This is a genomic window from Bacteroides cutis, from assembly GCF_900241005.1.
GTDB lineage: Bacteria > Bacteroidota > Bacteroidia > Bacteroidales > Bacteroidaceae > Bacteroides > Bacteroides cutis.
On sequence record NZ_OEST01000003.1, the window covers coordinates 229,559 to 244,597 of the forward strand.

Genomic DNA, 15,039 nt, shown 5'->3' on the forward strand with positions numbered 1-15,039 from the left:
TATAGTCCGTTTATTTTAGTGTCTTGAACGACAAAATATGATATGTTGTTCCCGTGGCAATGAGTAGTAACATTACCTTCAGCCACCAATAGGGTAATATAAAAAATATGCAATATAGCATTGTTGTCCAAATGAGAGAAACGGATATGATTTTAGCTTTCAGTGGAATCGCTTTGTTTTCTCGGAAATTGCGTATGTAAGGACCCAGATATTTCTGGCTCAGTAACCAATCGTATAGGCGCGACGAACTTCGTACATAAAGTGCCGCTGTGAGTAGCAGAAATGGTGTGGTAGGCAGCAACGGAAGAAAGATGCCGATGATGCCTAATAGTAAGGAAAGAGTTCCAAGCAGAATATAAAGGACTTTCATATCGCAAAAATAGAAAAAATAACTATGTTTGCGGTATGAAAGCTTATTTTTAAGGTTTTTGAATGTATATGAATAAATAAAAGGCTTACGGATAAATCACGAGTTTTTTCTATTTTTGCAGTTGCATCGAGGTGACATTAGATGCAGGGTTATAATTATATAGTGTATTAATTAGCGTATTAAGAGTATGTATACAGTTATTAAGCGTATGGAAGTATCGGCTGCCCACAGCCTGGCACTTTCCTATCAGAGTAAATGTGAAAATCTACATGGTCACAATTGGATAATCACAGTTTTCTGTCGTTCCAAGGAATTGAATGGTGACGGAATGGTCGTAGACTTCAGCTACATCAAGCAGGTAGTAAAAGAAAAATTGGATCATCGTAATATCAATGAAGTGCTTCCTTTTAATCCTACGGCAGAAAACATAGCCCGTTGGATATGCGAACAGATACCTACTTGCTATAAAGTAGAAGTTCAGGAGTCTGAGTCAAACATCGCCATCTATGAGGAAGATTAACGAAATATTTTATAGTCTTCAAGGTGAGGGATACCATACGGGTACTCCGGCGGTTTTTATCCGTTTTTCCGGTTGCAATTTAAAATGTTCTTTTTGTGATACCCGGCATGAGGAAGGGGTTTTGATGTCCGATGATGAAATATTGGCGGAAGTGAAAAAGTACCCTGCGGTGATGGTGATATTGACCGGTGGTGAACCCTCTCTTTGGATTGACAGTGGTTTTATAGATCGTTTGCACCGGGTAGGCAAATATGTCTGTATTGAAACAAATGGAACCCGTCCGTTGCCGGATAATATAGATTGGGTGACTTGCTCACCAAAACAGGGGGTAAAATTGGGAATTACCCGTATGGATGAAGTGAAGGTTGTTTATGAGGGGCAGGATATCGGAGTTTATGAATTACTTCCTGCCGAACATTTCTTTTTACAGCCTTGTTCTTGCAGTAATACCGGCCAGACGGTGGATTGTGTAATGCGGCATCCAAAATGGCGGTTGAGTTTGCAGACACATAAACTGATAGATATTCGGTAATAAAAAAGAGCTGTAAGCAGATGCTTACAGCTCTTTTTGCACGGGAGGAGAGGCTCGAACTCCCGACACCCGGTTTTGGAGACCGGTGCTCTACCAACTGAGCTACTCCCGTGTTTGCGGCTGCAAAGGTAATGGAAACTTTCAAATATACAAGTAACCGGTGCGCATATTTTATGGTAGAAGTTACTTACAGCATTTGTAAGTCCTGATACATAATGCGATACGCAGCAGCTTTTTTTTCTAAAGAAAGTGGATAAGCTCTGGATGAAGAGGGCATCCGGTAGAGACGCATAGGGCGCTCTTCAAAAATAAATTCCGTATAGTTTCCTACTTTGGGCTCTTTCAAAGAGAATTGCTCACAAAGAGTATCGGTCGCCTTCTGTCCCGTAGTGACGATTGCCCTGCATTCCGGTAGTTGATGCAGCAAGGCAGAGACATCCGTAGGTTGCACCACTTCTAGGAACTTATCCGAAGCATTGTCCTGCAGGCGCCGGATGGCAGAGGCTGTATCGAACAGGGCAATCCCTTTTTCTTGTAAGAAACTGATGAGGTATTCTTTACAAAATGCTTTATGAGTTTTATCAACAAAATGATCTTTATCGCCAAAAAAGAGAAGTCCTACAATACGCCACATGTCGTTGTTCCAATTCGGATAATAAAATTCCATAGACCACCGTTTTTTTTGTGGCGGGAAACTCCCCAGCATCAACAGACGGGCATTGCCGGGGAGGAAAGGCTGCAAGGGATGTTGTTCTATCTCCATACTTTCCTGTGGTTGGTTTTTATCTGCAAAAGTACGGAATATTTTAGAAATGTTATCCCGCTATCTCCAAATTACTCATCCTTTCGGTTATCCGGAAAGGAAAATCCGGATATTCATAAAGATTGAAACGAGATTCGGTTTTACCTTCTGTATAATTCCAGATAGTGGCATATTCTTCTACATCTTCACCCATAGCTTGAAGTTGGCGCAGATACGAGGCGATAGACTTATTTTCGACGATATAGACTTCTCCCATCCGATTGATAATCGGACTGTGACGTCGGGTACCGTCATGACCGAAACGTAGAATACGTTTACCTTCCGGGGTGATACCTACCATGTCGAAAGTCATACTTTTGCCGATGGCAGGCAGATTGAGTACGTTTCTGTCGGTGGCTAGAAACGGTAAATGGTTGATTTTCAGAAAATGCCGGATACAGGCAGCCGGATCTTGTGATGTTTCAAGTGCAACGGATAGATTATGGGCATCTTCTCTGGATAATTTCCCGAAACGTTTTTCTTCCATTTGTTCCTGTACAGAACGACTGTTTGGAGCGAACACCGCATGATTTTCCTCAAAGCCTTTGACGGAAAATGTATAATAACCGATTATTCCCAATTGATTGAGTACTTGACGCAGGCGTGTCGTGTGTCCCCGGCGTGACGCAGCTACGTTATACACTAATTGATTATCGATGAGCCAGCCTGCCGATAATAATTTACGTATTCCTTCTGCAGCCTCGGGAGTTACTTCTAAGGGCGTTTGGAAATGGGTTTGGATAATAAATTGCCGGATACCGATGGTTGATGCTTTTTCTTTGAACTCTCGTAGAATTTCCACCAGTTCATCATTGATGCGCATCGGCAGGTAAGCCGGTAAGCGTGAGCCGAGGCGAATGCGTTGCAGTTCTGCATATTTTTCTCCTTCCGGACGTTCCAAATTAGCTTTCCGTTTACGTACAGCCATACGATAAACTGCTTCCAGAATATGGTGTAACGTCTTGTTCTGGCTCATCAGGGCATCACCTCCTGTAATAAGAATGTCGCGTAGCTGTGTGTCTTCTTCAAAATATGCCATCAAACGGCGCAGTTTCTTTTCCCATGTTTCTTTGGGTCGCAAAGTATCAAATTCAAAATTGAGACGCTTACTTTGGAAATCGTACATGCGCTGGCAAGATGCACAAAGACCGCCACAGGCACGCCCCATGGTGTCAGGTATGAGAATGGCCACTTCCGGGTAGCGGCGGTGGATATTGTGCCCGTCGGGCAGTAGCCAACCTGCGGCATTAGGTTTGCCAGGTTCCACGATGTCTTCCCGTTCCCAGGCACGTATTTGTCCGTAGGTTTCGACCAATTGGGGAGAATAAAGGATATAACTACGTAAGGCATCATCGTTATATCCGTTACCGTTGCAATTCAATAGTGATAAGTAGTAAGGGGTGGCAAAGAAAGGCATTCCTTTCTTGCGCGCCTTCGAAAGCAAATACATGGTTTCGGCAGAAAGGGAATTGCCGAGGAAACAATTCAGTTCGGCCGGACTTTTAACTGCCATGGCAAGGTGAAAGCGGAAATCATTCCACCATTCACCCACCAATCGGAATTTCTCTTCGTAACTGATTCCTTTGGGGAAGTTGAAACGGGAAGTCGGATTTTTGCGATGTTCAATCTTTTGTACCAACGCATGCATGATGCGTTCTTTGTTTTTGATACGTACTTGCTGTACTTCCTCATCCAGGCCGGTTGCCCAACGTTCAGTGAGTGTTTTGATCTTCTGTGGTGAGGGCAGAGTAACGGCGGGTTGTTGGAGGAATTTGAATAGCTGGAATAGATCAATGAACAAATCTGTTTCGGTTTCTTCCTCCATAGTACCGATAAGGAAAGAATAGAGAGTTGATAAAGTTGATATAGTCAATTGTCTTTCGGTAGAAAGCTCATATACTTCTTGTCCGTCAAATTCAATCAAGAGTCGAATTTGCTTACCGGCCTCACTGTTCATTTCCGGATGTACGGCAATATATTTCGAAAGGCTGGTTCTGAAAGTTTCCGCATTGTCGCTTTGGGTGGCAATACATACCAACTCAGGGAGTTCGTGCCGATAAAGTTGTTCCAGTTGTGAAAGAGTGAGTGCAAGCATTTTCTTTTGTTTCATAAGCAGTTGTTTTTTTATTATTATCCTATAAAAATAATAAAAAAAGGCGAGGTCTTTCTACCTCGCCTTTTACCTTGTGGAATACTTTATGGTTCTTTTTGTTTTACTAACAGAATAGATAAGGGATTATTTCTTTTCCATTTCTTTATTCTTCGGTTCTTTTTTAGCCAACATCACCACATTATATACATATTCCGACATCCATTCTTCGGAGTATCCCAGGCGTTCTTTGTATTGGCGTACCGTAGCTGCTGTTTTGTGTACATCGTCTTTTTTCCAAACAGTCTTGGTACATACATCATGTACGGTTTTTGCAGTCATGCTGCGTAGTGCACCTTTAAAGATAGAAGGCACACGGAATTTCCATTGCATAAGGTTACCCATCAACATCATTAAGTCATTGGAAAATCCTTGATACATGAAGAGATACCCTTGTACATCATTTTGAGTCCGGCAATGTTTCTTTACAGAGATATCGATTTCTTTAAAAAAGTTTTCGCTGATACCATAGTCCTGCATCAACATTTTGCGGGAAGCCGTTTTTTCAGCTTGTCCCAAGCGTCCTCCCTGAGTAGGGATTTTGAATAAACGTTTGAAATTGGCTACATCCGGCACAAAACGGATATTGGTGATGCCCAGATTGGCAGCTATCACTGACTGGAAGTAAACACGTGTTAAAGACACGAAATCTTCCACGTTCCTTGAAGGAACTCCTTCGGTATTCTTTCTAAATAATTTGGTAAATATACCCATGATGAATTATAATTTACGAATTACAAACTACGAACCGCCATGCAGTTGCGGATGCAAAAGTACTAAATAAGTTGGTTTACACCAAAATTCGTAACTTGTAATTTACTTTAGTTTGAAATGGAACTTATGTCCTTCGAATACTGTCTCCACAATGTCGTAACGGACAAATTTTGCAAGAAGGTGTTCTGCCGCACGGCGAGAAAGATGGGCAAGACGGCAATAACGGTTCAATGATAACTGGTCGTTTTCTTCCAGTAAGTTGAGCAACAGTTGTTCACGTTCCGTATATTCCATCAGTTCACCTTTAGGACTTTTACTTTGTTGCCATACACGTAGATGTACAGGAGTAGCCAGGATATTTTCATCTTTGATACGGAGATAGGCCAAATACTTTCCGGTTTCATCTTTAGCATATACTGGCTTACGGTCACTTTCGGCAACTTGTATAACTAATACACTACGCCCTTCTACCTGATAAGTACACATACTGTAATTGACCTCCGGACGGCAGTAGATTTGTGCGGCGGCTTCTATCATATATTGTTCTTCATCTGAGCGTACACCTGCAATTTTTCCGTTATCTTTTACTCCAATGAGTAACCGTCCGCCGTCAGTATTTGAGAAAGCAGATAACGTTTTGGCAATCTTCCGTGCATCGGATATTTCGAATTTGAAATCCTGTTGCTGATGCTCTCCTTCGGCTATGAGAGCATGTATGTATTCGGCATCTGTAAACGTTTTCATGTCTGCAAAAGTAGATAAAAAACGTGTAAGAGCTTTTTTTTGCGCCGAATTTGGGCAATATTTCAAAAAAAATATCGTTTTTCTGTATTTATTTCAAGAAAGAGTGTATTTTTGTCGGACATTATTAACGAAGTAATTAAAAAAGGATTATGAAAGAATTAGTTGAAAAAGTTGCAGAATTGTATGCAGCATTTGCGAAAGATGCAAATGCACAGTTGGAAAATGGTAACAAGGCAGCCGGTACTCGTGCACGTAAGGCTTCTTTGGAAATCGAAAAAGCAATGAAAGAATTCCGCAAAGCATCTTTGGCTGCTGCTAAGTAAGTAAAGAAAAAACGCAGATTTAATGCTGTGAAAGACTGCCACGATAGGCGGTCTTTTTTTGTTTATATTGGTATTATTATTACATTTGGCACGAGTAATATGGATGAAAACGTACTTAATAAACTAAAGATACTGGCAGAGTCGGCAAAGTATGATGTATCTTGTTCTTCCAGTGGTACTGTGCGCTCCAACAAGGCAGGTATGGTAGGTAATACCGTGGGTGGATGGGGAATCTGCCACAGTTTTGCCGAGGATGGTCGTTGTATCTCTTTGTTGAAGGTGATGCTGACCAATTACTGTATTTATGACTGTGCGTATTGTATCAACCGTCGTAGCAACGACTTACCGCGTGCCACACTTTCGGTCAGTGAACTTGTAGACTTGACAATGGAGTTTTATCGCCGTAATTATATCGAAGGCTTGTTTCTTAGTAGCGGTGTGATACGCAATCCCGATTATACCATGGAACGGCTGGTGCGCGTGGCAAAAGACTTGCGGACCATACATCGTTTCAATGGATATATTCATCTGAAAAGTATTCCCGGCGCAAGCCGTGAATTGGTGAATGAGGCAGGATTATATGCTGACCGTCTCAGTGTCAATGTGGAAATACCGAAAGAAGAAAACTTGAAACGCCTTGCACCCGAGAAAGATCATAAGAGTGTATATCTGCCGATGCGTTATATCCAACAAGGAGTATTGGAGAGTTCGGAAGAACGTAAAAAACATCGTCATGCGCCTCGTTTTGCCCCTGCCGGACAAAGTACGCAAATGATAGTGGGAGCTACCTCTGAAACCGATAAGGATATTCTCTTTCTTTCGTCCGCTCTCTATAAAGGTCCTTCGATGAAGCGCGTTTATTATTCCGGTTATGTATCGGTAAATACATACGATACTCGTCTGCCTGCTTTGAAACAACCGCCTTTGGTACGTGAAAATCGCCTTTATCAGGCGGACTGGTTGATGCGTTTCTACCAGTTCAAGGTAGAAGAGATAGTTGATGACATTTATCCTGATCTTGATTTGGAGATTGATCCTAAACTATCGTGGGCGCTGCGCCATCCCGAACACTTTCCGATGGATGTGAACAGGGCTGATTATGAAATGTTACTTCGTATTCCGGGTATCGGTGTGAAGTCCGCCCGCCTGATAGTGGCATCACGTCGTTTTTCCAAATTAGGTTTTTATCAGTTAAAGAAAATAGGGGTGGTGATGAAGAAAGCGCAATACTTCATTACTTGTAATGAGCTACCTATGTGCACAGTCAATGAATTGACCCCACAGGGGGTACGTAACTTGTTGATACAGAAACCCAAGAAAAAGGCTGACGACCGTCAACTGACACTTGATTTCGGAGAGGATTAAAACTGATGCCGGGTATGAAGATTGTCATAATTTATGTATGATATGTATGCTACTGATAACTAATGGCGTTTGGGCAAGAGACAATGGGTATACGCATGAGTGACATTTAGTATACGATTGAATGGAGGTATGTCGATCGATGTTTCTGCTTTTATCTCTTTTGTAATGAATGTATGGTGATATTTGTTTTTGATAATACGTTTGAAGGTTTGCTGACTTCTGTTTTCGAAGCCTATGCACGTCGTATTTTCCCGGATGTATTACAGCCGGAAGGAGAGCTACTGCCTTTGTTCCATGATGAAGTTTTCACGGTGATTACCGATGAAGGGAAAGCGGGACGAGTATGGCGGGGATTACAGAAGAAACTTTCGTCCGGTGCTTTGGCCTGTCTTACGCAGAGTTGGCTTTCCGAACTGCCTGAGGTACCCATGTTATTGTTTCGTTACATCCGTAAAGCCATTGATACCCCCCGTTCCATTGAAACGAATTTTGCCGATCCTGACGTATTGGAACTCTCTAAGATATGGAAAAAGGTGGATTGGGAACGGATACGCATGTTACAGTTCGTTCGTTTTCAGAAAGCGGCGGACGGTACTTTTTTTGCGGCATTGGAACCTCAATTCAATGCTCTTCCACTTGCTGTTGAACATTTTCGTAACCGTTTTGCCGACCAACGATGGTTGATTTATGACGTCAAACGTGCATATGGTTATTATTATGACTTGAAGGAAATCCGTATGGTTACTTTCGATGAAGATACCCGTGAAGGACATTTTGTAACGGGAATGTTGGATGAAAGTTTGATGGACAAGGATGAAAAGCTTTTTCAGCAGTTATGGAAAACCTACTTCAAGGCTATTTGCATCAAAGAACGTCTTAATCCACGAAAACACCGGCAGGATATGCCGGTGCGTTATTGGAAGTTTTTGACGGAAAAACAGGATTAAATTATTGTCTGATAAGAAAAAATCCTTTTTTAGTTAATCACCCAATTCTTGTTATGGGGTACCGTCTGTTTCGGGTCATAGTACATTCCCGCTTGCGATGGTATTTTCAGTTCATACATACGACCGCTTTTATTCTGTAGTTCATGTTGACGTAACCAAGGATTGGCATCTTTCAGTTGGGCAAACGTGATACCTTGTTGACGGGCATATTCGGCAAGATTACTGATACCGGTAGTCACCGTTACTTTTCGGTAAGGAATAGGTGGATATAAATGTTCACGTTTCAGCAGAAATCCATATCGTTGAGGGTTGTTGATGACTGCTTTGGCAGCAAGTAGCCGGAACATATAACGTGAAGTTTCTTCTACCAGCCAAAGGTCAACTGCTTGTGAGGCAAGTTGCTTCTGCAGTTCCGAAGAGATGCGTCCCTGTCCACCATTATAGGCAGCGGCAACGCAGAGCCAGTTGTTATATTTAGTGTAGGCTTGTTTTAAATATTTACAGGCAGCCAGCGTGGCTTTTTCAACGTGATAGCGTTCGTCGATATTGGCATTGACTTCCAATCCGAACTCCCTTCCGGTAGTGGGCATAAATTGCCATAAACCCACTGCACCTGCCGGACTGCGGGCAAGTGTATTCAGATTACTCTCGATGACGGCGAGATATTTGAAATCGTCGGGAACACCGTTGGCTTTCAGTATGGGCTCGATTATTGGAAAATACCGATTGGCACGTTTCACGGTAAGCATGGTTGTGGAGTGCATATAAGTAAATGACATCAACTCTCTGTCCATTCTTTCGCGATGATCATAACGCTTGAAGGTTATTACTTGTCCAGCAAAAGAAATTTTATCGGGAACAGTAGGGGGAGTAACACAATAGGGAACTTCTGATTTTATGGATTCTTGCTCATTGAGTTGTGTATTACTCAACAGAAATGGAAGAGTAGTACCTACACAAAGAGCAATGGCAGCGGTAGCCAATATATGGATGGAATTCTTTTTCATTATCCTGTTTTTTGTTGGTTCTGCCGTCTAAGGTACGATATTCATATTAATTGTGCAAATAGGTTGCAAGAGGTGATGCCACTTTTAATTCTTTATAGGAAACCGTTCCCATAACCAGCGTGGAATGAGGCGCCAGAAAAAAACGAGTGTCCGGTATCTTCCGTCAATGATGGTTATACGTTTTTTCCTATCCAGTGCTTTCACGATGTAGCGGGCTACACGGTCTGTTTGCATCAACATCGGATAATTCCCGTTCTTCAATAAATCTGTAGCAACGAAACCGGGACGTATATCCGTAAAGCGGATATTCAGATGTTCCATATGAGTAAGTTGTGCAAGGGCGTCGATATAAGTATTTTGGAAACGTTTGGTAGCAGAATAGGCGGGGGCTATACCTAAGCCTTTGGTACCGGCTATGGAACTGATTACTGCAATGTGCCCTCCTCCTTTTGCCTTGAAATAATTGAAAGCGGCGGTAGTCATCCTGATAAAACCTTCTACGTTGGTACGTGCCGTGTTAATCTCGACCTCTGGTTGCAAAGTAGGGTTCTGACTGCCTATACCTGAACTGAGGAGAAACAAATCCATCCCTCCTAATTTTTCTATCAATGTTTGAAGGTGTAGAAGGGCATCTTCACGGGTAATATCCAATGGTTGTATTTCAATTTGTCGGGGAGCAATCCGTTGAAAATCTCGTAATGCCTCTTCCCGTCTTCCTGAAACTCCTATATGCCAACCTTGTTTTACTAATAATCTGGCAACTTCTTGGCCGATCCCTGAGGTGGCTCCTATGATAATGGCTTTCATTCTATAATTTTTTTTGTTTCTGTCGTCCGGCTGGTTGCACTTGGCATGGGAATGTGATGGTAAATGTACTGCCTGTCCCTACGGTAGATGTAACTCCGATGCTTCCGTCCATTCTTTCCATGATGGACTTACAAATAGACAGACCCAGTCCGGCTCCTTGTATGAAGGAGTTTACCTTCTCGAACCGTTCGAATATTGTGTCGAGTTTGTCCTGGGGGATTCCGCGTCCAGTGTCGGTAATGTTGATTTTTGCTTCAGATCGGTCTATCTTATAGGAAACTTCGATGTAGCCGACGGTCGTATTCTTCAATGCGTTCGAAATAAGATTGTTCAGCACTTGTTTAATACGCATCAAGTCTTGTTCTATTAAGTAGGCATTTGCCGGATAACGGGTTCTGATTTCTACACCTGCCGGAGCGTTTTGTTTATACTCGGCACAACTTTCGTCGATCAGTTCCGACAGATTGAACCAGGTAGGATGTAGTTCAATGTGGCCGGATTCTATTTTCGACAAGTCCAGTACATCGTTGATAATGTTCAGTAGCAGATCGTTGTTACGGTTAATTAGTGAAATATATTGGTCGCGTTCGTTGGCATCGTCCACGTAAGGGAGCAGGCTGGAAAATCCGATAATTGCATTCAACGGTGTGCGTATTTCGTGGCTCATATTGGCGAGGAAAGCCGACTTCAGGCGATCCGCTTCTTCTGCTTTTTCCTTGGCTTGTATCAACATGAATTCCGTGTTTTTCAGGTGGGTGATATCGTAGTTGATGCAGATTAGTTCTATATTGTTCCGTTCGGGAGCGTATGTTTTCACTATCAGATTGACATGCGTCCATGAATAACTGCCGTCTTCTCTGAGAACGCGTATCTCTTTGTTGAATTTGTTCTCTGTCCCTTTTTTTGCATTATCCAGAAAGCCGAGTATACAATGGCGGTCTTCGGGGTGAATATGACCGTATGTTCCGATAATTTCGGATAGCGGTGTCTTTTCTTTTTCACCGATGTTGATATACCAACTTTGTTGGGCATTCCCTTCTTGGGTAAGCAGGTTGTAGTGGGCATATCCCACTTTGGCATAATTGCCTATCAGTTCGAAGAAACTTTCGAACTCCTGAATTTTGTTGTAGGCTACAGTCGTTTCGGTTTTATCTGCATTAATCAGCAGATAGTTGGTTGGAATATGATGCTCATCGTACAACGTGGTTACCTTAGTTACCAAATCTATCGTGCCTGTTTTCTTTTTTGAATTATAGTAAGTTCCTATTTGAGAGAAGTCATAACGAAAAGTAAAGTCTGCATTTTCATGTTTCTTCAGCTTTTCTTTCATTTCGTTTGGGAAGACGGGATTTTCGAAGATATTGATACCCAGCAAGTCTTCCTTCTGTTCTAGATGAAACATTTCCAACTCCTTGTCATTCAAGTCTATCAGTATCCCCTGGATGTTATAGAGTTCGATGCCTACCGGCAAATTCTTATAAATGTTGTGTAATAATCGTTCCTGTTGTTGCAGTACTTGTGAGGCAGATGACATGTTGGGACCGTCTTGTACTTCGGCTATACCATAAATCTTGCAGTTCCCGTTTTCATCTGTTTTCTGCATACAAACTTTACTACGTATCCACATAGGGCCTTTGATCGTATCAAGTAGATATACAATCTCTTTCGACTGTTGTGCGTTGTTAAAAGAATGAACTGTAGTAAGAGGATGTTCCTCTTTCAGAATTCGTTTATTGAAGTCTTCGAAACTGATAACCCCGTCTTCTTTTAAACCCAATAGGCTGGAAATATATTCGGAACAGATATAGTTTGCATTTTGTAAGTCTGCTTCCCAACAGCCTATGTTGGCATTAAGTATTATTTCTGATAGTAAGTTATAATCTAATTTAGCGTTCATACAGAAGTATTTCTGATAAATTAATACAGATGTATATGGTTACAAAAATAGAAATAATCCGTAGAAATGAAAAGAAATGGGAGATAGAAATGTATCTTTGTCACGGTTTATGACACTATTTATTAAATAAAACAAAAAATATATGGAAAAAGTAATTATCAACTCGTATGAAGATTTTGAAAAGTTAATAGGTCAGCAACTTGGTATTTCTGAGTATGTGCAACTTACTCAGGAGCGTATCAATCTTTTTGCCGATGCAACATTGGATCATCAGTGGATTCATGTTGATCCGGAACGTGCCCATGTGGAGAGTCCTTTCAAGAGTACCATTGCTCATGGTTATCTTACCCTATCTATGTTGCCTCATTTGTGGAATCAGATTATTGAGGTAAATAACCTGAAGATGATGATTAACTATGGTATGGATAAAATGAAATTCGGTCAAGCGGTATTGTCTGGACAGAGTATCCGTCTGGTAGCAACTTTACAATCTTTGTCCAACCTACGGGGAGTGGCAAAGGCAGAAATCAAATTTGCCATTGAAATTCAAGGCGAGAAGAAGAAAGCACTCGAAGGAGTAGCTGTTTTCTTATACTATTTCAATTGAAAATGTTCTTGCCATAAATGCCGGAGTGCTGCTATAGGATGGTATAGCAGCATTCTTGGCCCGGTAAACCGCATCACTTTCCGCATCTGTTCTTTCATTTCGGGTTTATAGCAATGAATGGTGCACAGTCTGCAGGTTGACTTTTTTTCTCCAAAAGGACAGCGGGATAATCTTGTATGCGCATATTCTATTAATTCCTTACATTGGGAACATAACTCTTTATTACCCTCTTTCTTTCTGCAATAAAGGGTAATCATTTGTTCTATCGTCTGTTGTTCTCGTTGAACGCGTGACATGGATTTGACCGTCATTTATAACAGAGTTTATTTTCAGAACAAAGATAGTGGAATAATGGAGAAAAACGATAATTTTATCTTTATAGACGTGAAATTTCCTTTTTAATGGTATTGAATGAGCCAAACAAAATCATTGGAATGCTGTTGATAACAGACTAATGATAAATTGTTTGGTCATGAATAAATTGAAATTATCTTTTCTGCTGTCAATGTTCTTTACATCAGTTTCGGTATTTGCCGGTTATACACCTGTCAATGTACAGAATGCTCTAAAAAAAATGTATCCTGCTGCTAATGATATCGCCTGGTCGCAGGATGGAAATTATTATGTAGCGGATTTTATGATGAATGCTTTTGATACCAGAGTATGGTTCAACTCGGATGCCCAATGGGTGATGAAGCAAACCGATTGGGTAACGATGGATGAGGTACCGGCAGCGGTATTCAATGCTTTTGCCGCCAGTCAGTTTGCTGGTGGTGAAGTACAGAATGTAACGTGGGTACAGTTCCCTAAATGGCAGTCGATTGTTGCCGTAGAGATAGGAATGCCGAATGTACAGACGAAATATCAGATATTATTTACTCCTGATGGAGGAATAATAAATGACCGGAATGTCACTTACTTGCATAATATTCTTGGAGCAAGTACTTTCTTATAGACGACATTCAGTTACCTGCTAAATAAATTATATCTTTGTCCTGAAAAAAGTTTTTCATGGACAAAGGTGCTTTTCAACAGGAAGTATACAATGTGGTTGCTGCCATTCCGTCCGGAAAGGTAGTAACCTACGGGCAGGTTGCCTTTCTTATAGGTAGACCTCAGTGTTCGCGTATGGTAGGACATGTCATGCATGATGTACCTTCGGAGTTGCATCTGCCCTGTCACAGGGTAGTGAACAGTCAGGGAAGGTTGGTACCGTTTTGGGTAGAACAAAGGGCTTTGCTGGAAAGTGAAGGTGTACAGTTCCGCAAGAGTGGAATGGTGGACATGAAAGTTTCTCAATGGAAATTTATAGAGGAATAATTGTTGAATTCTAAAATAGTATGGTTATGAAATATATCGGTGCACATGTAAGTGTAAGCGGAGGTGTGGAGTTGGCTCCTGTCAATGCCCACGAAATTGGAGCGAATGCTTTCGCCCTGTTTACCAAGAATCAACGCCAATGGGTGGCAAAGCCTTTGATGCCAGAAAATATCTCTTTATTTAAAGAGAATTGTGCGAAGTATGATTTTGATGCCTATTATATTCTGCCACATGACAGTTATTTGATAAACCTGGGACATCCCGAAGAGGAAGGCCTGATAAAAAGCCGTGCCGCTTTTTTAGATGAGATGCAACGTTGTGAGGAATTGGGGTTGAGATTATTAAATTTTCATCCAGGTAGCCATCTCAATAAGATTTCAGTGGAAGCATGTTTGGACAAGGTGGCAGAATCTATAAATATTACTTTGGACAAAACACAAAATGTGACGGCCGTAATAGAGAATACAGCTGGGCAAGGCAGTAATGTAGGTAATGAATTTTGGCAATTAAAGTATATCATTGATCGTGTGGAAGATAAATCGCGGGTGGGCGTTTGCCTTGATACCTGTCACACTTATACGGCGGGATATGACATTGTGAACGACTATGATAAGGTTTTTGATGACTTTAATACCATCGTTGGTTTCAATTATCTTCGTGGTATCCATTTAAATGATTCCAAGAAAGCCTTAGGAAGCAGGGTAGACCGTCATGATAGCATCGGAAAAGGATTGATTGGTATAGATTTTTTCAAACGCTTTATGAAAGACGAACGTTTTAATGACTTGCCCATTGTTCTGGAGACTCCGGACGAAACACTTTGGGCGGAAGAAATTAAATTATTACGTAGTTTTGAGTAAAGATTATTCAATTGTAGTTTTGATATTGAGTTGACGCGAACTAAAGAGGAGCTCCTTTCGTTATAATAATAAAAT

Annotated in this window: 18 protein-coding genes and 1 tRNA gene; 9 read left to right on the plus strand and 10 right to left on the minus strand. The window is 41.4% G+C overall.

Annotation, left to right across the window (positions count from 1 at the left end):
- Positions 1 to 10: 10 nt before the first annotated feature.
- Positions 11 to 370: a YbaN family protein gene (locus tag C1A09_RS08230; protein WP_101543096.1), complete on the minus strand. Its 360-nt coding sequence runs from the start codon at positions 368 to 370 to the stop codon at positions 11 to 13.
- A 187-nt stretch (positions 371 to 557) separates the two neighbouring features.
- Between C1A09_RS08230 and queD the strand changes: the two genes are divergently transcribed.
- Together queD and C1A09_RS08240 are read left to right on the plus strand one after the other, a co-directional pair.
- Positions 558 to 890, plus strand: a complete 333-nt coding sequence (gene queD, locus C1A09_RS08235; protein ID WP_101543097.1) for a 6-carboxytetrahydropterin synthase QueD — start codon at positions 558 to 560, stop codon at positions 888 to 890.
- Positions 877 to 1,422, plus strand: a complete 546-nt coding sequence (locus tag C1A09_RS08240) for a 7-carboxy-7-deazaguanine synthase QueE (protein WP_101543098.1) — start codon at positions 877 to 879, stop codon at positions 1,420 to 1,422. The genes queD and C1A09_RS08240 overlap by 14 nt, the downstream gene beginning before the upstream one ends.
- A gap of 39 nt (positions 1,423 to 1,461) precedes the next feature.
- Here the strand turns inward: C1A09_RS08240 and C1A09_RS08245 are convergent.
- The 5 genes from C1A09_RS08245 to C1A09_RS08265 form a co-directional block, all read right to left on the minus strand.
- A tRNA-Trp gene (locus tag C1A09_RS08245) sits at positions 1,462 to 1,534 on the minus strand.
- Positions 1,535 to 1,609: 75 nt separating this feature from the next.
- Complete coding sequence (locus C1A09_RS08250; RefSeq protein WP_101543099.1) at positions 1,610 to 2,185, minus strand: uracil-DNA glycosylase family protein; 576 nt, start codon at positions 2,183 to 2,185, stop codon at positions 1,610 to 1,612.
- Between the two features lie 52 nt (positions 2,186 to 2,237).
- Positions 2,238 to 4,334, minus strand: coding sequence for a KamA family radical SAM protein (locus C1A09_RS08255; protein ID WP_101543100.1), 2,097 nt, complete (start codon positions 4,332 to 4,334; stop codon positions 2,238 to 2,240).
- Between the two features lie 126 nt (positions 4,335 to 4,460).
- On the minus strand, positions 4,461 to 5,087 hold the full coding sequence (locus C1A09_RS08260) for a DUF8491 family protein (RefSeq protein ID WP_101543101.1): 627 nt from the start codon (positions 5,085 to 5,087) through the stop codon (positions 4,461 to 4,463).
- 102 nt (positions 5,088 to 5,189) lie between these two features.
- The gene (locus C1A09_RS08265; RefSeq protein WP_101543102.1) at positions 5,190 to 5,831 is read right to left on the minus strand and encodes an AlbA family DNA-binding domain-containing protein; all 642 of its coding nucleotides are present in this window, start codon (positions 5,829 to 5,831) and stop codon (positions 5,190 to 5,192) included.
- Positions 5,832 to 5,980: 149 nt separating this feature from the next.
- On the opposite strand from C1A09_RS08265, the gene C1A09_RS08270 reads away from it, so the two are divergent.
- The 3 genes from C1A09_RS08270 to C1A09_RS08280 all read left to right on the plus strand — a co-directional run bounded on the left by C1A09_RS08270 (position 5,981) and on the right by C1A09_RS08280 (position 8,466).
- Positions 5,981 to 6,154, plus strand: a complete 174-nt coding sequence (locus C1A09_RS08270) for a BF3379 family histone-like protein (RefSeq protein WP_101543103.1) — start codon at positions 5,981 to 5,983, stop codon at positions 6,152 to 6,154.
- Positions 6,155 to 6,253: 99 nt separating this feature from the next.
- Entirely contained in the window at positions 6,254 to 7,519 is a 1,266-nt protein-coding gene (locus C1A09_RS08275; protein ID WP_101543104.1) for a putative DNA modification/repair radical SAM protein, read from the plus strand.
- Between the two features lie 173 nt (positions 7,520 to 7,692).
- The gene (locus C1A09_RS08280; RefSeq protein ID WP_101543105.1) at positions 7,693 to 8,466 is read left to right on the plus strand and encodes a TIGR03915 family putative DNA repair protein; all 774 of its coding nucleotides are present in this window, start codon (positions 7,693 to 7,695) and stop codon (positions 8,464 to 8,466) included.
- A gap of 29 nt (positions 8,467 to 8,495) precedes the next feature.
- Here C1A09_RS08280 and C1A09_RS08285 read toward each other — a convergent pair whose 3' ends face one another.
- From C1A09_RS08285 to C1A09_RS08295, 3 genes are all read right to left on the minus strand, one after another.
- Positions 8,496 to 9,473, minus strand: coding sequence for a lytic transglycosylase domain-containing protein (locus C1A09_RS08285; protein WP_101543106.1), 978 nt, complete (start codon positions 9,471 to 9,473; stop codon positions 8,496 to 8,498).
- Positions 9,474 to 9,557: 84 nt separating this feature from the next.
- Positions 9,558 to 10,280: an SDR family NAD(P)-dependent oxidoreductase gene (locus C1A09_RS08290; RefSeq protein ID WP_101543107.1), complete on the minus strand. Its 723-nt coding sequence runs from the start codon at positions 10,278 to 10,280 to the stop codon at positions 9,558 to 9,560.
- A 1-nt stretch (position 10,281) separates the two neighbouring features.
- Positions 10,282 to 12,177 carry a PAS domain-containing sensor histidine kinase gene (locus C1A09_RS08295; RefSeq protein WP_101543108.1) on the minus strand — a complete coding sequence of 632 codons (1,896 nt, stop codon included), beginning with the start codon at positions 12,175 to 12,177 and terminating at the stop codon, positions 10,282 to 10,284.
- A 142-nt stretch (positions 12,178 to 12,319) separates the two neighbouring features.
- On the opposite strand from C1A09_RS08295, the gene C1A09_RS08300 reads away from it, so the two are divergent.
- Positions 12,320 to 12,784 (plus strand): MaoC family dehydratase, encoded by a 465-nt coding sequence (locus tag C1A09_RS08300; protein WP_101543109.1) that lies wholly within the window; start codon positions 12,320 to 12,322, stop codon positions 12,782 to 12,784.
- Here the strand turns inward: C1A09_RS08300 and C1A09_RS08305 are convergent.
- Positions 12,772 to 13,080: a nitrous oxide-stimulated promoter family protein gene (locus C1A09_RS08305; RefSeq protein ID WP_101543442.1), complete on the minus strand. Its 309-nt coding sequence runs from the start codon at positions 13,078 to 13,080 to the stop codon at positions 12,772 to 12,774. The two genes, C1A09_RS08300 and C1A09_RS08305, sit on opposite strands and share 13 nt — an antisense overlap.
- A 176-nt stretch (positions 13,081 to 13,256) precedes the next feature.
- On the opposite strand from C1A09_RS08305, the gene C1A09_RS08310 reads away from it, so the two are divergent.
- Genes C1A09_RS08310 through nfo form a run of 3 tightly spaced genes read left to right on the plus strand, consistent with a single transcriptional unit; the run spans position 13,257 to position 14,964 of the window.
- Entirely contained in the window at positions 13,257 to 13,739 is a 483-nt protein-coding gene (locus C1A09_RS08310) for a PepSY-like domain-containing protein (protein ID WP_101543110.1), read from the plus strand.
- Positions 13,740 to 13,795: 56 nt separating this feature from the next.
- Positions 13,796 to 14,104 carry an MGMT family protein gene (locus C1A09_RS08315; protein ID WP_101543111.1) on the plus strand — a complete coding sequence of 103 codons (309 nt, stop codon included), beginning with the start codon at positions 13,796 to 13,798 and terminating at the stop codon, positions 14,102 to 14,104.
- Between the two features lie 26 nt (positions 14,105 to 14,130).
- Complete coding sequence (gene nfo / locus C1A09_RS08320) at positions 14,131 to 14,964, plus strand: deoxyribonuclease IV (RefSeq protein ID WP_101543444.1); 834 nt, start codon at positions 14,131 to 14,133, stop codon at positions 14,962 to 14,964.
- Positions 14,965 to 15,039 lie beyond the last annotated feature (75 nt).

What these genes read in the sequence shown, in the direction of transcription:
- C1A09_RS08230 (WP_101543096.1), bottom strand. Translation starts at nt 370, where the DNA reads ATGAAAGTCCTTTATATTCTGCTTGGAACTCTTTCCTTACTATTAGGC.
- queD (WP_101543097.1), top strand. Translation starts at nt 558, where the DNA reads ATGTATACAGTTATTAAGCGTATGGAAGTATCGGCTGCCCACAGCCTG.
- C1A09_RS08240 (WP_101543098.1), top strand. Translation starts at nt 877, where the DNA reads ATGAGGAAGATTAACGAAATATTTTATAGTCTTCAAGGTGAGGGATAC.
- C1A09_RS08250 (WP_101543099.1), bottom strand. Translation starts at nt 2,185, where the DNA reads ATGGAGATAGAACAACATCCCTTGCAGCCTTTCCTCCCCGGCAATGCC.
- C1A09_RS08255 (WP_101543100.1), bottom strand. Translation starts at nt 4,334, where the DNA reads ATGAAACAAAAGAAAATGCTTGCACTCACTCTTTCACAACTGGAACAA.
- C1A09_RS08260 (WP_101543101.1), bottom strand. Translation starts at nt 5,087, where the DNA reads ATGGGTATATTTACCAAATTATTTAGAAAGAATACCGAAGGAGTTCCT.
- C1A09_RS08265 (WP_101543102.1), bottom strand. Translation starts at nt 5,831, where the DNA reads ATGAAAACGTTTACAGATGCCGAATACATACATGCTCTCATAGCCGAA.
- C1A09_RS08270 (WP_101543103.1), top strand. Translation starts at nt 5,981, where the DNA reads ATGAAAGAATTAGTTGAAAAAGTTGCAGAATTGTATGCAGCATTTGCG.
- C1A09_RS08275 (WP_101543104.1), top strand. Translation starts at nt 6,254, where the DNA reads ATGGATGAAAACGTACTTAATAAACTAAAGATACTGGCAGAGTCGGCA.
- C1A09_RS08280 (WP_101543105.1), top strand. Translation starts at nt 7,693, where the DNA reads ATGGTGATATTTGTTTTTGATAATACGTTTGAAGGTTTGCTGACTTCT.
- C1A09_RS08285 (WP_101543106.1), bottom strand. Translation starts at nt 9,473, where the DNA reads ATGAAAAAGAATTCCATCCATATATTGGCTACCGCTGCCATTGCTCTT.
- C1A09_RS08290 (WP_101543107.1), bottom strand. Translation starts at nt 10,280, where the DNA reads ATGAAAGCCATTATCATAGGAGCCACCTCAGGGATCGGCCAAGAAGTT.
- C1A09_RS08295 (WP_101543108.1), bottom strand. Translation starts at nt 12,177, where the DNA reads ATGAACGCTAAATTAGATTATAACTTACTATCAGAAATAATACTTAAT.
- C1A09_RS08300 (WP_101543109.1), top strand. Translation starts at nt 12,320, where the DNA reads ATGGAAAAAGTAATTATCAACTCGTATGAAGATTTTGAAAAGTTAATA.
- C1A09_RS08305 (WP_101543442.1), bottom strand. Translation starts at nt 13,080, where the DNA reads ATGTCACGCGTTCAACGAGAACAACAGACGATAGAACAAATGATTACC.
- C1A09_RS08310 (WP_101543110.1), top strand. Translation starts at nt 13,257, where the DNA reads ATGAATAAATTGAAATTATCTTTTCTGCTGTCAATGTTCTTTACATCA.
- C1A09_RS08315 (WP_101543111.1), top strand. Translation starts at nt 13,796, where the DNA reads ATGGACAAAGGTGCTTTTCAACAGGAAGTATACAATGTGGTTGCTGCC.
- nfo (WP_101543444.1), top strand. Translation starts at nt 14,131, where the DNA reads ATGAAATATATCGGTGCACATGTAAGTGTAAGCGGAGGTGTGGAGTTG.